This is a genomic window from Vulcanibacillus modesticaldus (assembly GCF_001730235.1).
GTDB lineage: Bacteria > Bacillota > Bacilli > Tepidibacillales > Tepidibacillaceae > Vulcanibacillus > Vulcanibacillus modesticaldus.
Genome location: NZ_MIJF01000010.1, coordinates 1 through 18,339, shown reverse-complemented (window position 1 = coordinate 18,339; position 18,339 = coordinate 1). Strand labels below are relative to the sequence as shown.

Sequence of the window (18,339 nt, the reverse complement as noted above, 5' to 3'; positions counted from 1 at the left end):
CTTTAAGGTATAGCCCTTAAAAAACTTCTACTTTATTCTACCATATAAAAATTAACATTTTCATCCTTTGAGTTGCAAAGTTCCACTTTGGTTTTTTTTTTAAAATAAGGCACGGAAGACCGTGCCTTATTTATTATTTTCGTCTTTATATATTATTTACGTTTTCTTAAATTTATTTACTCTGTCCAACTAAGAAATCAATCGCTTTACGGATTCGAAGATCTTCTCTTAAACCGTCTAATCCATTATCACGGGAAGTGAAAATACTTTTGATTTCTTCTAAATCACGCTTATATAATTCAGCAAGACGCTTTAATTCCTCTTCGACCTCTTCTTCAGTTACTTCAATATTTTCTTGCTTAGCAATAGCCTCTAATACTAAGTTAGTCTTCACACGAATTTGTGCATTATCTTTAAATTGCTCTTTTAGTGCTTTTTCATCAGTTCCGGAGAATTGGTAATATAATTCAAGGTTCATTCCTTGGTACGTAAGTTGTTGCTCGAACTCTTCAGTCATTCTTTTAATTTCTTGCTCGATCATCACTTCTGGAATATCTACTTGGGCATTTTCAACAGCTTTTTCAACTACAGTATCTTTGCGATAGTTCTCTTCATCCTTTTTTGCTTTCTCTTCTAATTTATTTTTAATGTCAGCTTTCAATTCTTCTAAAGTATCGAAATCCACATCTTTAGCAAAATCATCGTTTAATTCAGGTAATTGTTTACGCTTGATTTCGTGAACTTTTACCTTAAATGTAGCTTCTTTACCCGCTAAATCTTCAGCATGATAGTTTTCTGGGAAAGTAACAACAATATCCTTTTCTTCTCCCTTTTTCATTCCAACTACTTGATCTTCGAAACCCGGAATAAAAGAACCAGATCCAATTTCTAATGGATGTTTTTCTCCCTTTCCACCTTCGAAAGGAACACCGTCCATAAAACCTTCAAAATCAATAACTGCTGTATCTCCTTGTTCAACAGTTCCATCTTCTACAATGATTAGCTCAGCATGACGGTTTTGTAATTGTTTCAATTCTTCTTCAATATCCTCTTCTTTAACTGTAAAGTCTTTCTCTGGGATTTCTAAACCTTTATACTCACCAAGTTCAACTTCTGGTTTAACTGTAACTGTAGCTTTAAAAATTAAAGATTTACCTTGCTCTAATTGCTCAATATCAATTTCCGGACGATCAACTGGCTCAATACCTGTTTCTTTAATAGCCTCTTCATAAGCCTTTGGTAAAAGGATATCTAAGGCATCATTGTATAAAACTTCAACCCCAAAGCGAGCTTCGAAAATCTTACGAGGTACTTTCCCTTTACGGAAACCTGGAACATTAACTTGTTTTACTACTTTTTTAAATGCTTTGTCTAAAGCTTCAGCAACTTGCTCAGCTTCTACTTCAACATGAAGTATTCCCTTATTTTTTTCGTTTTCTATTTTTCCCCAACTTGCTTTCATTAAATGCTTCCTCCTTAATCTTTCAACCATTCTCAATAAAAAATATATAATTAAGGTTTTTATTATCTAATTGACAGTATAACCATTACATTATAACATAAACCCTTTTCTTTTCAAGATTAGAACCATACAAAATTATCTTCTTCTATTATATTATTACCAATCCTGACCTATGGATATTTTTTTATCAAACAATATAAAAAAAACGCCTCCGATGATAGAGACGTTTATGTACTGTAATATGGCGTCTCAGGAGGGATTCGAACCCCCGACACACGGCTTAGAAGGCCGTTGCTCTATCCAGCTGAGCTACTGAGACTTAAGTTTTCGTCATCTCAGACGACAAGATATATTATATCAAGGACGTTTAATTTCGTCAAATACTTTTTTAAAATTTTTTTATCACTCTCAGTAATTCTTTCAACGCATTAGAACGATGGCTAATTTGATTTTTTAGCTCTGGAGTGATTTCAGCCATAGTCTTATCATATTGAGGTAAATAAAATATCGGATCATACCCAAAACCATTTTTACCTCTAGGCTCATAACTTATCAAACCTTCACAGGTCCCACGTACTATTATAGTTTCTTCGCCTGGAATAGCTAAAGCTATAGCACTCACAAACCTTGCCGTTCTTTCTTTTATCTCCACGTCTTGCAAAAGACTTAGTAATTTTTCCATATTTTTTTGATCATTTTTTTCTTCGCCTGCAAACCGCGCAGAATAAATTCCCGGTTTACCATCAAGAATATCAACCATTAAGCCTGAGTCATCAGCAATTGTTGGTAAGTTGTAAAGATTTTTAATAAACTCAGCCTTTTTCCTAGCATTTTCCTCAAATGTTTCCCCATCCTCAACTATTTCTGGGACATCATCAAAATCTGTCAATGATCGTACATTGATCCCAAGATCCCCTAACATCTTCGAAAATTCTTTTAATTTCCCTTGATTTTTCGTTGCTACAATTACTTCTTTAAACATTTGCTAAACTCACTTCCCAATTAATCCGGCAATCTCGCCCAATGTTTCTTTTTGAATCTCGATTAATTGCATAATGCCTTGCTTACCTAGATGCAATAATTGATTAAGCTCTTCTTCGCTAAATGGAGACTCCTCACCTGTTCCTTGAATCTCTACATACTTTCCTTCGCTAGTCATAACGATATTCATATCAACCTTGGCTTGGGAATCTTCTTCATAATTTAAGTCTAACATCGTTTGGTCGTCAATTACTCCAACACTTGTTGCAGCTATAAATGATTGAATCGGCATTTTCTCAAGTTGTTCTTCCCGTATTAGCTTGTTACAAGCATCTACCATTGCGACAAATGCTCCAGTAATTGAAGCTGTCCTTGTTCCACCATCAGCTTGAATTACATCGCAATCTACCCAAATGGTTCTCTCTCCTAAAAGTTCTAAGTCAACTACAGAACGCAAAGCTCTCCCAATTAGTCTTGATATCTCCATCGTTCTACCGCTAACTTTACCTTTTGTCGATTCTCTTGGGTTTCTTGTATGGGTGGCCCTGGGAATCATTGAATATTCAGCTGTAACCCAACCTTTCCCTTCACCACGCATAAACGGAGGTACTCTATCTTCAATCGTAGCAGTACAAATAACCTTGGTATCACCTACTTCAATCAGAACTGAACCCTCAGCATGTTTTATGTAATCTCTAGTTATATTAACTTTCCTTAACTCTGTATTTTTTCTTTCATCATTTCTCATATTTTAACCTCCAATTTGCTTTTCTCTCTTATTATGACCAATTAATATTATGACAATAATTAGATAGATGCTTATCATATCATCATATTAAAGCAAAGTAAAAAAAGAAAAAAGGAGTGTTAAAAAATCTCCTTTGTAATACACGAAAACGCTTTTGATACATTATACCATTTGGTTAATTTCCCCTCAAGCAAGCAACAAATTAGCCCCTACCTTATCCTTTAAAGTAGGAGGTTTCTTTACGGTATGATTTAGAAGACTATTGAATTAATTTTTTCTGGCCGCATAATCGGTTCAGATAAGATTCCCGGTATATTTCCTGTTTCTCCTTTTATCTTAATTTGAATCGTTGGAATATTTGTGTTTTCGGTTAAAGAATATACAATCATATCAATCAACTGATTAGATAATTGTTTGTCCAAGCCTAGTATTTCTTCGTCAAAGTCAGCAACTAAATAATTGTCGCTGACTTTAACGCTTAAGATTTTTGTTGTTGGTAACAATGATGATGTTAAATTTGACCCAGGTTTTGGACCAATAATCAACTGTTCTAAAGTTGCTTTTGCAATATCATCAGTTTTTGGAATTAGTCTTGTAACAGGTACTAAATACTCCTTATCTTGCAAAGTGCGATAAAAATATAGGGTAACCGGAGTAGTTCTAGAAATATCAAGATTACCCGCCAATTCTAAATTTATTCCATCAGCTCTACTTAAAGGACCTACTATCGGAGTTTTCCATACTGGCATCTCTTCTAAAATATATCCATTAACCCTAATTTCAACTTGCTCTACTGTTGGAAAACCAGTTATACTCCAAGTAATCGCATCCAATATTTTCTTCTCTTCAGCGGGTGATTTCGCTTGATAATTTAGAAATTCTTTGGAAAAATCGATAATAGCCAATTTTTGCTCCGGTTTTACATTCATTGTAAATGTAGTTCCCGCAGGTAAGACTGGTCTAAAACCGGTTGGAATAATCTCTTCCGCTGGACCACCGACAGTCATATACTTCAACATCTGTTGTCCAATACCTTCTACTTTTGGAATATCTAAAGTTAGCGGAACAACATCATCACTTTGATCAAAATAATAAATAGTTAATCTAACTTTTTTATTTGCCTGTTCATCATTTACCTCTGTAGAAGATAATTCGTCTGCAGCAACTTCTGTCGTATCAAGACTTATTTCCGTATCATTTGGTACTTCTAATGTTACTGGTGGTGGGTCTATTTCTACCGCTTCCTCAGGTCCATATAATCCACATCCTGATAAAAGAATAATCAAGCTTAATATTACTATTACCATTAATCGCTTGCTTGTAAACATTTTTCCCCCTCCTCAATGCATCTCTAGTTCTATGTATACGAGCATTAAGGAGAAATATTACCCATTTTGTCCAAAAAAACAAATAGAAGTTTAATAAGCTATAATTCATTGAAAAAATATTGTTTTAAAATAAAAAAAGATGCTGTTCAGAGAACAGCACCCATGATTTATAATATAGTATTTTTTGCAATTACGTCTCCTGTTTTATAGGAGTTTCAAGATAAATACTTCGGCTTGGAAATGCGATTGAAACATTTTCTCCTTCTAAGATTTTTAATATCTTTAAATTGCAGTCTTCTTTAACCCGCAACCATTCTCCCCAATTAGTTGTTTTGGTGAAAAAGTATAGAAAAATATCTAAACTGCTTTCACTAAACTTATCAAAGCGGACAAAAATTGTTTCTTGATGTATTTCTGGATGCGTTTCTAACATTTCTCTGATGCGTTTAACAACAGTTTCAATTTTTTCCCGAGGGGTATCGTAAGTAATACCTAGATAAAAAGTAATCCTTCTTTTACCCATTTTACTCCAATTTGTGATCGGTTCATTGGCTAAAGTTGAGTTAGGGATCGTAACTAAACTTTGAGCAAAAGTTCGAATTTTAGTACTTCTAAATGTAATATCTTCGACCGTACCTTCAACACTAGGCGTCTCAATCCAATCTCCTAAAGTAAATGGTTTTTCAGTAATAATGACTATTCCACCAAAAATATTGCCAACCGCATCCTTTGCAGCTAAAGCAAATGCTAAACCACCAAGACCTAAGCCTGCAATTAGGCCATTAACATCATAGTTCCATTCTTGAGCTACGATACTAATCGTTAATGCGATAATTATAAACTTTAAAACCTTTGAAAAAAATGGAATTAAAATCTTATCGATCTCTAAGTTATACCTTTTCCCTAACCATTCGATCCATAGTTGAGTTGAATTAGATAAATTTGCTGTTCCCCAAGCTAGTAAAATAATGATTGCGGAACGAAAAATTTTTAAGCTGATTACATCGTACCCCGAGCTAAGCGGTAAATAACTTAATGATAAATATAAACCAAATATAACAATAAAAAGTCTTAATGGCCGTTGGAAAGCCATGAGAAAAATCTCATCCACGTCTGTCTTCGTTTTTTTAGTCATTTTTAAAAATAAGTTAAAAAGGTATCTAGTAAATATTTTTCTGAGAAAAAGAAAAAAGAGAAAAATAACAAAGGCAATCACATAATTAATAAGTATTGTTTGCCAATTATTAACTAGATCTTGTGCGTAAACAAATATATCCGACATTTGTTTCCTCCATGGAACATTTTTTCATAAACCAATTACATCAATGTTATTGGCTATCAAGATTATTAGCGTAAAAACCAATTTTCTTAAGTAATGCTATTGCCAAACGTTTTTCTTCAACATCAATACCGGAAAAAATCTTCTTAAGAGCCTCACGGTGTTTAGGAAATATTTCTTCCATTAACCTTTTTCCTTGCTCAGAAATTTCAGCATATATTACGCGACGGTCCTTAAGACAATTCTTCCTATTTAACAAACCTTTCTCTTCTAGTTTATCAACAACATAAGTAATACTACCACTAGCTAATAATATTCTTTTACCAATATGTTGTAATGGTTGAGGTCCTTTATGGTAAAGTAATTCTAATACACCAAACTCTGTTGGGTTTAAATTGTAGTTTTGGATATCACGTCTGACTAGCTCAGCAATCTCTCTATATGAACGGGCGAACACTATAAAAAGATTTAATGATAATTCTGTATCCTCATCTATCGTTGTATTCTCGAATTTTTCATTATTCATGATATTTCATCCTTTTCGTGTTACGTCAGAAATAAATTCATCTATTAATTATATTACATTATCATAGATGAAGTCTATTAGACACCATTTTACTTTATAAAAAAAATAAGCAGCTGATATTATTAACAGCTGCAAACTTAAAATTATTTTTCAGATTTAAGTGCTTTGGCAATACGTGCTACCCGACTACCAAGTCTTTCTGCCATTAATAACTCCCTCTCATTTGGTATCAATGATCCATCCGGACCAGCTACTGTTGAAGCGCCATATGGTGAACCTCCGATCCCATCAGCCGTTAACTGTTCTTGATTTTCACCATAAGGAAGACCAACAAATATCATACCAAAATGTAATAACGATATTGCCGTAGTTAAAATAGCAGATTCCTGACCACCATGTATTGAACCGGTACTATTGAAAACCGCAGTAGGTTTTCCTTCTAAAGCCCCGGTCATCCATTTACCACCAGCAGAATCTAAAAATTGTTTCATTTGAGCTGGCATCAAACCGTATCTACTTGAAACTCCCCAAATTATTCCATCCGCCCAATCAAGATCATCCAATGTTGCTTCAGGAACATCATTTTGGACCGCTTGAGCTTTAACGTAATATTCTTGAGTTGATAGAGCTTGTTTAGCAACCTCAATTTCAGGTATTTTTACTAATTTAGCTGTACTACCCTCAACTTTTTCTACACCTTTAGCAACTGCTTGTGCCATTGTATAAATATGGCCATAAGCGCTATAATAGGGAATTAATATTTTGGTCACAGAATCACTCCTTAAAAATTTGTCTCTAAAATATCTCGAATTCAAGATATAATTTTAAAAAAATTTGTAATGTGCACATCCATTGAAAAAATTAAGTATAATATCTTGAATTAAATTATTTTGAATTCAAGATATTATACTTTGATTATATTTGTTGTTTAAATAAATGTCAATACGTTTTTACGTTAGCCACTTCTAATTATAGATCAATATGTTCTACGTTTATCTCCTGTTGTAACCATTTCTCACCAATTTGTTTAAAGTGTTTTTTATCTCCTGTAGTAAAAAAACGATGACTCGGTTTATTAATGTGTGAAGCTAATAAATCTTGGTAATGAAGAATCATACTTACCTCTCTAGCCGTTTCTTCAGCAGAGCTTAAAAGCATAACTTCGTTACCGACAACCTCTTGAATATACTCACTTATTATAGGATAATGGGTGCATCCCAATATTAACGAATCAAAATCGTGATTCAAAATAGGCTTGAGGGCCTGTTTAACTACTTTTTTAATCGTTTCTTCTGATTGACTACCGTCTTCCACTAGCGGAACTAAAGTTGGACAGGCAAGACTTGTAACAGTTAAATTGGGGTTGATTTGATTTAATGCCTTCTGATATGCACCACTTAAAATCGTACCTTCTGTTCCAATTACCCCTATTTTACCAGTTTTCGTGTTTTTAATAGCCGCTAAACTACCCGGACGAATGACACCAACCACTGGAATTTTAACTTTTTCTTTTACCGCATCTAGTGCAAATGATGTAGCCGTATTACATGCAATTACAATCATTTTCACGTTATATTTTAATAAAAAATCCACTATCTCCAAAGTAAACTGCTTTACTTCATCAATCGGTCTTGAACCATAGGGACATCTGGCAGTATCCCCAACATAAATCACTTCTTCATGTGGTAATTGTCTGAAAATCTCTTTAACAACGGTTAATCCACCAACTCCAGAATCCAAAATTCCAATAGGTTGATGTCGATCCATTTTATTTCTTCCCCCTACGAAATATTATTACAGATTATAGTATGAACTATAGTAACAACAGTTTCTCAGCTATTACCCAATTTATCTATTAGGTATTTGGTACAGCAATTTTCAGTTATCAATCATTATAGCAGAAAAACATTTGGTAAAGAGAAGAATATTATAATAATGGACATAATTAAAAGCTCTACCATGATAGTAGAGCTTTTAGGGGTTCACAAGGGCTCATATTTTTAGTTCCCCGAGCCGAACCAATTCTACAACTGCTTGCGACCTTCCCTTTACACCTAGCTTTTGCATAACATTACTTATATGGTTGCGAACGGTTTTCTCACTTATAAATAATTGTTTTGCAATTTCTTTGGTTGTTTTATCCTGGACTAATAATTCGAATACTTCTCTTTCTCGATTGGTTAATAACGGCTTTACATGCTGGTCATTACCCTTCAAAAGTTCCACCCCTCCTTGCTCGGGCCCATCAATTCACAAGGGTGATTTCAGATTATATTATGTTAGAAATAACAATAAAGTGCATGGGTAGTAGCTTAAATTAAGGGAATTTTTTGTATTTAAAATAAAGATAGCACTAACTTATATTATTTTATTACTTAGGTAGTCGTATAATTTCTTGAGGTGCAATTGTGATAAGTTCTAAACCAGTCTCTGTAACCACATATGTGTTTTCGATTCCAATAACCCCTTTATTAGGAAAGGTGAACTTTGGTTCAATGGCAATTACCATTCCAGCCTCTAAAGGTCGATCTAATCCTTTAGCTAAAATTGGTAATTCATCTAACTCCAAACCAACTCCATGTCCTACGAACTTAACTTTGTTTTGCTTATAACCCATAAAATGTTCTTCTAAGCCGGCCTCTTTTGCAAGACGCTTAGCCGTTTCAAAATGTTCTGACCAAGTTGTACCAGGTTTAGCGCTAGTTTCTATTTCCTTAATTATCTCTAAAGAAGTTTGATATGCATGTTCTAACTCTTGGTCTAAATCTCCAATTACAGCCATTCGTGTTTGATCAACAATATATCCATTTACAGCCGCCGCTATATCGATTAATATCGGCTCATTTTCCTTGATTTCATTCCATCCAGCCCCTTGTGGCATAGCTGGTGAAATCCCTTGGCCACCGGCGGGACCATCAAATGATGTTGGAACGGCAGCAGATATTCCTGATGCCACCATACCTAAAACAAGTTCCATATTATATCCTCTAGTTCTAATATAACCTAAATGCCCTCTCAATCTAACAAACCTTTCTAATTCAGCTTGAAACTCAAACTCTTTCATCCCTTTTTTTAAAATCTTAGGAACTTCCAAGATTGCTTCATTAACAACTTCTGCAGATTGACGTAAAGCTTCTATTTCAAAGTTAGATTTAATACTTCTTTGTAATCTGGTTACTTGTGAAATATCTGAAAAATCCGTCCCATTAAATGCCCTTTGAATCCGTTGAAATTGATTATAAGGTAATACGTCTAATTCAATACCTACTTTTCTGTATGTTAAGCCTCTATTATCAATAAGTTGAGGAAGATCTTTAACGCTAAGCATTGGTTCCACAGAAAATAAGGTTTCCTTCATCGCCCTTTCCACACTTTTTTTTACAAAGAGAACCGGTTCACCTGCTGCAGGTATATACATCATAGAATTTTGCATACTACCGGAGTAGTAAAATATTTCCACGTTGTTAGTTAACAGTACCCCATCGAGTTCTAATTCAGTTATTTTTTTTTGGAGATTATCTACCCTTTTCTTAAGTTCCTCTATAGGAGTTAATTGATAGGACATAAGCGACACCTTCTTTGATATTTTCTTAATTTTCATAACATTTTCATTGTACATCAAAATTTAAAAAGAAAAAACCTCTTTATATTGAGGCTTTATATTCCCCTATTCTTACTTTCTTAAGCAATTTAATTCGTTTAAATTGAATAAATGGACTTATGCGCTCCAATTGATTAAAATAAAATATTGGGGTTTTAGGGAATATTTTTCTGAGATCAGACATTAACTTTAACGTTTCCACAACAAAATAGTCTGCAAGACGAAGATCTATAGCAGGAACACCTACTTCATTTTTGGATAATTGTAACATAGGTAGGGGTAATTCTTTAAAGACTACCACTACGTTCCCAAAAGAAAAACAGGATTCTAAACAATTCTGAATAGAATAGGTATCGCTCGATTCCAAAAAGTGAACTGGTTCAAAACCAAACCGTTCTACTAAATGAATTCTATCCTTTTTTTGCTCCATTTTTTGTCTTTTAATAGTTAATCTAGGAGATAAGATTGGGTATTGAAACAACATATGTTGATAATTAATACCATGAAAAAACAATTACTTTCCATCTCCCCACAAAAAAATCATCTATACAGTTTAAAAAAATTTTTATCATAAAGGCATTTTCATTTAAATCGATTTGAATAATCTGATCCACCTATCGTATTCTTCATCAGTTTGTTCGAGTGGTGTTTTTTCGAAATATTTCTCAGCCCAATTAAGCAATTCACTTCTACCATTAAAAGTAAATGTTTCTTCTCCCCAATCGGTTGAAATTTTACTAACAATGATTTTACGTCCTTTTATTTCTAAATTCATCTGATTCCACTTATCTATCTTATATATTTGATATTTTTTCACTGTTATTCCTCTCCTTTATTTATCCTACCTTTATTTTTTCTACATTTAATCTTAGTAATCATAGTATACTACATTCAAAAGCGTTTAAACCAATATATATATATAACACTTACAGCAGCAATTAAGGGAACCAGAGAGATTTTGATTGATTTGTAGCCTTGTGATTGGTTAAGATGTTATTATGATAAGCAATCAAAGGATGAGTCAGATGAATGAATTACTAAAAATTAAGATAGCTAAAGATTTCGATGGTTTGATGATAAAGGAAATATTATATGACCATTATCACTTTTCAAGAAAGTCTCTTGCAAAAATTAAAAATAACAAAGGTATTTTTTTAAATGGTGTGCACGTTTATGTAACGATGAGAGTTAAAGAGGGAGACACTTTGCAGATACTCGTACCCGAGGAAACATCAACGGACATCATCCCCCAACCAATACCAATAAATATTGTCTATGAAGACCTTGACATTGTTGTAATAAACAAACCCCCAAATATCGTAGTACATCCTACAAAAAACCACTTTCTAGGAACAATTGCAAACGGACTAATGTACTATTGGCAAACCAAAGGTAAACAATACCGCTTCCGTCCTGTACACCGCTTGGACAAGGATACTTCTGGATTGTTTGTCGTAGCAAAAAATCAATATTCTCACCATAAATTGGCTCTTCAACTTCAAACAAGAAATCTAAAACGGATCTACCACGCCATAGTCCACGGAACTGTAGCTAAAGAAGCAGATATTATCGATGCTCCAATTTTAAAGGATCCAGATCATGCTGTGAAGAGAATTGTAGTCCCAAAAATTCTTAAAGAAGGTAAACCAGCAATTACTTTCTACAAAACTATTAAAAGATCAAAAGATTTTTCTTTAGTGGAGCTAGAACTTGCAACTGGAAGAACACACCAAATTCGAGTCCATATGAGTCATATAAATCACCCCCTTGTTGGAGATGATTTATACGGTGGACAAAAAATAGCTGGGATGAATCGCCAAGCATTACATGCCATTAAATTACAATTCAATCATCCTATTTCTGAAAGGTTTCTTAGTTTTTCAGTCCCTTATCCGGAGGATATGCAACAATTTATTTCATTGAATGTGAATTAAAAAATTTTTTTACTAAATGAACTGGAGGAATAGTATGTATTTAAAAGAGCAAATAAGACTTAAAATTTCCAAACTTCCTTCAAAGTATAAAAATGTTTATGATATAATTTCAGTCATTTTAGCTATCGTTGTCATTATTACTTTAACAATCGAAATGAATTACAATCTTACCGATGAGCAACTTATGAGTTTGCATCTTATCGATAAAGCCATCTTAATTATTTTTGCTATCGATTATTTTTTTCGTTTATATCTAGCAAATAGAAAATTAAAATTTATCAAAGAAAACATCTTTGATTTATTAGCTATCATCCCACTTGATTATCTATTTATGAGTTTTAGATTAGCTAGATTATTCCGCATATTACGTGTAATTTCTATTTCTAAGAGATTATGGTTGCCCCTTCTAGAGCTATTAAGAACAAATAAACTACACTACGTGTTATCTATAACAACAGCCTTAGTGTTATTTGGCTCTTTGGGAATTATGTATTTCGAAGATTCAATAGATAGTTTTGGTGATGCGTTATGGTGGAGCATTGTAACAACTACAACTGTTGGATATGGTGACATCTCTCCGGCTTCTACAGGAGGAAGAATTGTGGCTGCAATTCTGATGTTTATGGGAATAGGAACTATCGGTATGTTAACGGGTTCGATTGCAACGTTTTTTATTAATCGAACCAAACCTAAAGACTTATCATTACATGATGAAATAATCGAATTAATTAAGGATAAGTTGGATAATTTAGATCGGCTTTCACCTAATGAAATGCGTGAATTAAAGGATATTATAATAACTTTAATTGATAAACATTTAATTCTTCATAAAAATGACAAAGAAATTTAAATTAATAGATAATGATATATCCCTTCTTTCTAGGTAATACTTAGAATAAAAAGAAAAGAGGGTTAGGTGATAAATATATTATGAAAAGAGTTCCTGCCCATGTACACATACAAAATTTTTTAATTAAATATTTATTATTTTTATTAATTTTTTTTTCATTTCAAATGGTCCATTTAATTATTTTACCAAAGCTTTATCTTTTCCTTATTCCTCTCTTTTTTACCTTTATCGGAGTTATAGCTGACTGGATAATTGTACCTAAGTTTCATAATATCCCTTCTGCTTTAATGGGAAGTATTTTTATGGGTACTACTACATATTTAATTCCTATAGTCTTTACTGATGGTCAAGTTCCCCTTTTATCCACTCTTTTATTAGCCTTTTTTCTTGGAGTTGTTGAAATAAGTTTACATCGATTAATTGTTAAACCCTATTTAAAAAAAGGTTAATCTTCAATACTTTACAAATCAATAATTTGTTGATATTATTTATACATAATAAACTATATTGTATATAAAGTTATTAAAGGAGATGTGGATAATGGAGGAACGTAATGGAATAGTTACATTTGCTGGTAATCCAGTAACTTTATTAGGACCAGAAATAAAGGTTGGCGATAAAGCTCCGGATTTTACAGTTGTAGATAATTCCCTTAAACCTGTATCACTTTCTGATTTTGATGGTGTCAAACTGATTAGTGTAGTACCAAGCTTAGATACCCCCGTTTGTGACGCGCAAACTAGACGCTTCAATGAAGAAGCGGCAAATTTAAATGCTACAGTATTAACGATTAGCGTTGATCTTCCATTCGCACAAAAACGTTGGTGTGGAGCTGCAGGGATTGACCGTGTAATAACCCTATCAGACTATCAATCTATGTCTTTTGGAAAAGCGTATGGAACATATATCAAAGATTTACGCTTAGAAGCACGAGCAATCTTTGTATTGAACTCTGAAAACGAAGTTATCTATGTGGAATATGTCAAAGAAGTAACAGACCATCCAAATTATGAAAAAGCTATCCAAGCGGTTAAAGAAGCTAAATAATGATATAAAAAGAACAAAGTCACCCTTATCCGGCGATTTTGTTCTTCGTTTTTTATCTTTATTTATTTAAACTTGATTATCGATTACCCTTAAAAACACGTCTACAACCTTTGGAGAAAACTGTTCACCTTTTTTATCTACTATTTCTTTTATAGCAATCTCCTTGGTTAAAGCTTTACGATATGATCTATCTGAACGCATGGCATCCCAGGTGTCAGCAACCGCAAGTATTTGCGAAATTAAGTGGATCTCATCACCTTTTAAATTTTTGGGGTAACCACTACCATCCCAATGTTCATGATGTTGCAACACATATTCTGAAATATCCGTTAACAACTTCGACTTACTTAAAGTCATATAACCCCAATAAGGATGATTTTTGATTTGTTGATATTCATCCTTTGTTAAAGGTCCTTCTTTATTTAATATGCTTTCGGGAATTAATATTTTTCCAATATCATGCAACATACCGGCCCAATATGCCTTTTCAATTTCTTCCCGAGACAACTCCATTTCTTTCGCAATTTCTCGAGCTAATAATGCTACATTTTGAGAATGATCCTTCGTATATTTATCATGGATTTCTAGTAACTGAATTATTGAAACAATTATATCCCTTTGAAACTCTTCTTGAGCTTCTCTATACCTCTTCACGGTGAAGAATGCTGAAGCAAGATTCTTAAATGAATTCATAACCTTTTTAGCATCATCGCTAAAATTTTTATTACTCTCTTTTGCAATATCTAAACTTATTCCAGCGATTTTATCATTATCTATATATAAGTCAAATGTCAATGTCTCTTTTACGGGCATACATGCTTTCATAAATTTGTCAACTGTATTTATATCCATTTTACTAGCGGTGTGTTGTAAAATATTATGTTTAATACTAACCTTGTCATCATGATAGAAAGCTTCTAATTTTATAGATAGTTTTTTTAAGATTTCCAGATCATGACCGATTGCATCAATAAATTTGATATTATTATCTTGATAGGTATATACACTCCCATAATCAGCTTCAGGTATTAATTTTAATGCTGTATGTAAGAGATTCGATAAAAAAATCTTTTCATTATCAAAAGACGTTTTTGATAAACTACCGGTCAATTCAATTGTTTTTTCTAAATTATTATTCAATGCATCTACTTGTTGATATGTCGCCTCAAGTTCCTCATTAATGTTAATTAATTCTTCATTTTTTTTCTCTAATTGTTGATAACTTAACTTTAATTCGTTTTTCTTAGTTATAACTTGGTGTCTCGTAATTAGGATTACGATAAATGAAATTAGTAGCAAAACTCCAAATATCTTGAGTATGTACCAAAGAAAGGCTTGATGATTAAAACCTAAACTTTTACTTAACCAAAAATCTAATTTTTGATAATAGAAAGAAGTTTTATCTTTCTTTAGTGCCTTAAGATTTTCGTCTATTTTATCCAATAATTCTTTCCCTTGACCACTGGAAACTGCCGCACGCACTTCAACAGGTTTAAATACTATCGGCGTCTTCTTAACATTGTAATTATTTTCATATAGAGTACCATAAATTCTATTTACGAGTCCTAAATCAACATTTTTATCCCTAATACTTTGAAAGACCTCTTCGTAACTATTAACTTCTACGTAATCAACATCGATGTTGAACTTACTTAATAGTCCTTTAATGCCCCCATCTCCAGTATAAAAAATATCTCCTTTTAGTACTGCAACTTGCTTCCCCTCTAAATCTAGGATAGATTGAATATCGAGATTTTTTTGCGAATATATTTGTGCCCAATTTGTGATGAAGGTCTCATTATTAAAATCAAATAATTTGTCCCGCTCTTGAGAATATGCAATTCCAATCAACATATCAATATCATTGTTTTTTAATTTATTTAAGTTATTTTCCCAGGTGTCATATACATATTCAATTTCCCACTTTTCTTCACTAGCAATATAATCTAGTATATCTACAAGAAAACCTTGTATTTCATCATTTTCCTTAAATAACAAAGGTTTGTTGTCATAAATACCTATTTTAATGCTCTCGTTAGCTAATACAGGGGGTGTCATCAATAGATATAGAAACACAGTTAAAATTGCAATCACATAAAAAATAAATTGCCTATTGTAGCTTATTTGTAATGTTTCGTGCTTCATTTTTTTCATTATTTTTCCCCTCATGATATTGTCCGTATTGTCAAAAATTTAATACATTAAATATTAGAAACGGTCATTGTAAAGGTTTACAATCATTGATAGTATTTAGTATAACTAATTTTATTCAATTAGAAAACAATTTAAAAATATTTATTAGTATTATTAGGTAAAAAGATACATAACTGCACCTTAGATTATTTAAAAGGATACCATAGAAAATTTTAATGGAGTTTGTTAATGAATCCCTACATTATCATAAACCCCCTATGGCACCTATAACATTAAAATATTAGAGAATAATATTTCAAAGAGATATGATTTCTGACAAATTCAATAGAATTACAATCTTTCCATTCATTCTTCCGATACCCGCGATATATTTTTGATCCATGCCTTCTACTGTTTCTAGTGAGTCTTCAATATCTTTTTCGTCAAGTGTTGATATATGTGATGCTTCATCAACTATCAAACCTATATTTATTTCTCTCATATTTACGATAATAATTTTGCTATTTTCTTTTACAATTGTCTCATTATAATTAAATCTTTTTTTTAGGTTAATAACTGGTATTATATTTCCCCTAAAATTTATTACACCATCTATTACATTTGATGTGTTTGGAAGTTTAGTTGTTTCTTGATAGTTAATTATTTCTCTCACATGTAATATATCTATACCGTACTCTTCCTCTGCAAGTTTTAAAAAAACATATTGCTTTTCAGCCATCTTAGTTTTTCCTTCCTTCATTCACACTTTTTTCTAAAACAAAGTGAGCTATTGACCCTCTCATTTTTGTCACCATGTCAGTGAGTACATCAGTTTTTGCAGCTATTTCTTGCATGGATGCGTTTGTTTCTTCTGTCGATGCAGATATTTCTTCTGTTGAAGCAGAGGTTTCCTCAGAAACGGCTGTTATACTATTTGTAGCTTCAACGACCATCTCACTACTTGAAGTCATCTCTTCAAGCCCTGCAGCTATTTTTTCAATTTCCATTCGGATATTACCCATTCCAGTAATAATTTTTTGAATCTCTACTTCACCAATTTTAGACTGTTTCTGAGCATCATCCACCTCATTTTTAATATGTAAAATTGATGAAGATGTGTCATCTACTCCATTTTGAATCGTCTTAATTAATGCCGTAATCTCATCTGTTGATTTCTTGGTTTCTTCGGCCAATTTTCTTATTTCATCTGCTACTACAGCAAAGCCTTTTCCAGCTTCTCCAACTCTAGCAGCCTCTATTGCAGCGTTTAATGCCAATAAATTTGTTTGGTCAGATATTTCCGTAATTACATCTACAATTTTATTTATACTGTCAGCATTATTCTTTAAGGTTAATACATTATTTACATTACTTTCTATAGTGTTTTTAAGCTCTTCTATATTTTTAATAACTTCAAGGATAATTTTACTTCCATTTTTAGCATCTTCATCTGATTTTATCGCTATTGAAGTAATGTTTTGACTATTTTCTGCTAATTCCTTTATCATTGCTGATATTTGAGTTATATTAGAAGCAGTGTTTTCGAGGTCTTTTGTTTGACTTTGTGTCCCATTAGCCACTTCAGTAATCGCACTTGCTATTTCTTCCATTGCTGCTGATGTCTGTTGAATACTTGAATTAATCATTCCAATATTACTTTCGAGCTCGTTAGCATTATCTTTGACTTCACCAATTTTAGACCTTAGATCATTCACAACATTATTAATTGCTTTTCCTATCTTTGCAAATTCATCATTGGAAGTCATTTGAAGATTTATTGTTAGGTCTCCATTTGCTAGTGCCTCAACACCGTTTTTTAATTCTTCTAATCTTTTAATGATTGAATTGACATACAATAATCCCACTAACATTGATGTTACTAGAGCACCTAAAACAGAATAAACTACATTTGAAATAAAATACATTGAAACAGCAGTTATAATAACCGAAATAAATGATAAGAACAATATTTTTGATTTCATAATTTTTCCTCCATGTATTATTCTGTATTGTCAAAAGTTTTAATTTAATATCAGATTAATCACTCCCATTCTAGATATTTAAATAGCTTTGCATTAATGTAACAAAATTGTAATATTGTTGCATTGTATATTAATAAAAAAGTGGGTTAAAATTAACCATCTTCGAATGCTCCGTAACTGAATTTCATGATTATTTTAGACCAAAAAAGAAACCCTAATATGATATGATCCCCTTATAGTAGACAGAAAAAAGAAAAACCATTAGTCTGTCTATTATGGAGGGGATTTTTCTATGGGTAAAATTCGAAACACATATGATGTAGCATTCAAAAAGAAAGCAGTGGATATGTATAAGAATGAAGGAATGGGATACAAAACTGTGGCTAAAAAGTTGGGTATTGATCATTCTATGGTTCGTCGATGGGTTCATCATTATGAAAACGAAGGAATGAAGGGACTTGAAGAAAA

The 18,339-nt window shown here is 32.5% G+C and carries 20 protein-coding genes and 1 tRNA gene; 5 read left to right on the top strand and 16 right to left on the bottom strand.

What is annotated here, in order from left to right:
* Positions 1-172: 172 nt before the first annotated feature.
* The 13 genes from tig to BHF71_RS02655 all read right to left on the bottom strand — a co-directional run bounded on the left by tig (position 173) and on the right by BHF71_RS02655 (position 10,742).
* Positions 173-1,462, bottom strand: coding sequence for a trigger factor (tig, locus tag BHF71_RS02715; RefSeq protein ID WP_069656135.1), 1,290 nt, complete (start codon positions 1,460-1,462; stop codon positions 173-175).
* Between the two features lie 242 nt (positions 1,463-1,704).
* Positions 1,705-1,781 (bottom strand) — tRNA-Arg (locus tag BHF71_RS02710).
* Between the two features lie 69 nt (positions 1,782-1,850).
* The gene (locus tag BHF71_RS02705) at positions 1,851-2,444 is read right to left on the bottom strand and encodes an XTP/dITP diphosphatase (RefSeq protein ID WP_069656134.1); all 594 of its coding nucleotides are present in this window, start codon (positions 2,442-2,444) and stop codon (positions 1,851-1,853) included.
* A gap of 9 nt (positions 2,445-2,453) precedes the next feature.
* Positions 2,454-3,191, bottom strand: coding sequence for a ribonuclease PH (gene rph, locus BHF71_RS02700; protein ID WP_069656133.1), 738 nt, complete (start codon positions 3,189-3,191; stop codon positions 2,454-2,456).
* A 251-nt stretch (positions 3,192-3,442) separates the two neighbouring features.
* Complete coding sequence (locus BHF71_RS02695) at positions 3,443-4,519, bottom strand: GerMN domain-containing protein (protein WP_069656132.1); 1,077 nt, start codon at positions 4,517-4,519, stop codon at positions 3,443-3,445.
* Positions 4,520-4,709: 190 nt separating this feature from the next.
* The gene (locus tag BHF71_RS02690; RefSeq protein WP_069656131.1) at positions 4,710-5,801 is read right to left on the bottom strand and encodes a mechanosensitive ion channel family protein; all 1,092 of its coding nucleotides are present in this window, start codon (positions 5,799-5,801) and stop codon (positions 4,710-4,712) included.
* A 46-nt stretch (positions 5,802-5,847) separates the two neighbouring features.
* Entirely contained in the window at positions 5,848-6,324 is a 477-nt protein-coding gene (locus tag BHF71_RS02685; RefSeq protein WP_069656130.1) for a MarR family winged helix-turn-helix transcriptional regulator, read from the bottom strand.
* A gap of 143 nt (positions 6,325-6,467) precedes the next feature.
* Positions 6,468-7,094: an NAD(P)H:quinone oxidoreductase gene (wrbA, locus tag BHF71_RS02680; RefSeq protein WP_069656129.1), complete on the bottom strand. Its 627-nt coding sequence runs from the start codon at positions 7,092-7,094 to the stop codon at positions 6,468-6,470.
* Positions 7,095-7,293: 199 nt separating this feature from the next.
* Entirely contained in the window at positions 7,294-8,091 is a 798-nt protein-coding gene (gene racE / locus BHF71_RS02675; protein WP_069656128.1) for a glutamate racemase, read from the bottom strand.
* Positions 8,092-8,316: 225 nt separating this feature from the next.
* Entirely contained in the window at positions 8,317-8,541 is a 225-nt protein-coding gene (locus BHF71_RS02670) for a helix-turn-helix domain-containing protein (protein ID WP_069656127.1), read from the bottom strand.
* 154 nt (positions 8,542-8,695) lie between these two features.
* Positions 8,696-9,889, bottom strand: coding sequence for a M24 family metallopeptidase (locus BHF71_RS02665; protein WP_069656126.1), 1,194 nt, complete (start codon positions 9,887-9,889; stop codon positions 8,696-8,698).
* A gap of 79 nt (positions 9,890-9,968) precedes the next feature.
* A complete protein-coding gene (locus BHF71_RS02660) occupies positions 9,969-10,439 on the bottom strand; it encodes a hypothetical protein (RefSeq protein WP_069656125.1) in 471 nt (156 codons plus the stop codon).
* 72 nt (positions 10,440-10,511) lie between these two features.
* Positions 10,512-10,742 (bottom strand): hypothetical protein, encoded by a 231-nt coding sequence (locus BHF71_RS02655; protein WP_084024137.1) that lies wholly within the window; start codon positions 10,740-10,742, stop codon positions 10,512-10,514.
* A 208-nt stretch (positions 10,743-10,950) separates the two neighbouring features.
* Here BHF71_RS02655 and BHF71_RS02650 point away from each other — a divergent pair, with 208 nt between their 5' ends.
* The 4 genes from BHF71_RS02650 (at position 10,951) to tpx (ending at position 13,756) form a co-directional block, all read left to right on the top strand.
* Positions 10,951-11,859, top strand: a complete 909-nt coding sequence (locus tag BHF71_RS02650; protein ID WP_176717288.1) for an RluA family pseudouridine synthase — start codon at positions 10,951-10,953, stop codon at positions 11,857-11,859.
* Between the two features lie 34 nt (positions 11,860-11,893).
* Positions 11,894-12,709 carry a potassium channel family protein gene (locus BHF71_RS02645; protein WP_069656124.1) on the top strand — a complete coding sequence of 272 codons (816 nt, stop codon included), beginning with the start codon at positions 11,894-11,896 and terminating at the stop codon, positions 12,707-12,709.
* A gap of 80 nt (positions 12,710-12,789) precedes the next feature.
* The gene (locus tag BHF71_RS02640) at positions 12,790-13,158 is read left to right on the top strand and encodes a DUF2512 family protein (RefSeq protein WP_069656123.1); all 369 of its coding nucleotides are present in this window, start codon (positions 12,790-12,792) and stop codon (positions 13,156-13,158) included.
* 91 nt (positions 13,159-13,249) lie between these two features.
* Positions 13,250-13,756 (top strand): thiol peroxidase, encoded by a 507-nt coding sequence (gene tpx, locus BHF71_RS02635; protein WP_245683808.1) that lies wholly within the window; start codon positions 13,250-13,252, stop codon positions 13,754-13,756.
* 66 nt (positions 13,757-13,822) lie between these two features.
* On the opposite strand, the gene BHF71_RS02630 is transcribed toward tpx, so the two are convergent.
* The 3 genes from BHF71_RS02630 to BHF71_RS02620 form a co-directional block, all read right to left on the bottom strand.
* A complete protein-coding gene (locus tag BHF71_RS02630) occupies positions 13,823-15,910 on the bottom strand; it encodes an HD domain-containing phosphohydrolase (RefSeq protein WP_069656121.1) in 2,088 nt (695 codons plus the stop codon).
* 295 nt (positions 15,911-16,205) lie between these two features.
* On the bottom strand, positions 16,206-16,628 hold the full coding sequence (locus BHF71_RS02625) for a chemotaxis protein CheW (RefSeq protein ID WP_176717287.1): 423 nt from the start codon (positions 16,626-16,628) through the stop codon (positions 16,206-16,208).
* Position 16,629: 1 nt separating this feature from the next.
* The gene (locus BHF71_RS02620) at positions 16,630-17,871 is read right to left on the bottom strand and encodes a methyl-accepting chemotaxis protein (RefSeq protein ID WP_069656119.1); all 1,242 of its coding nucleotides are present in this window, start codon (positions 17,869-17,871) and stop codon (positions 16,630-16,632) included.
* 292 nt (positions 17,872-18,163) lie between these two features.
* Here BHF71_RS02620 and BHF71_RS12515 point away from each other — a divergent pair.
* The coding region (locus BHF71_RS12515) for a helix-turn-helix domain-containing protein (protein WP_141705318.1) at positions 18,164-18,339 on the top strand (176 nt) is incomplete at its 3' end.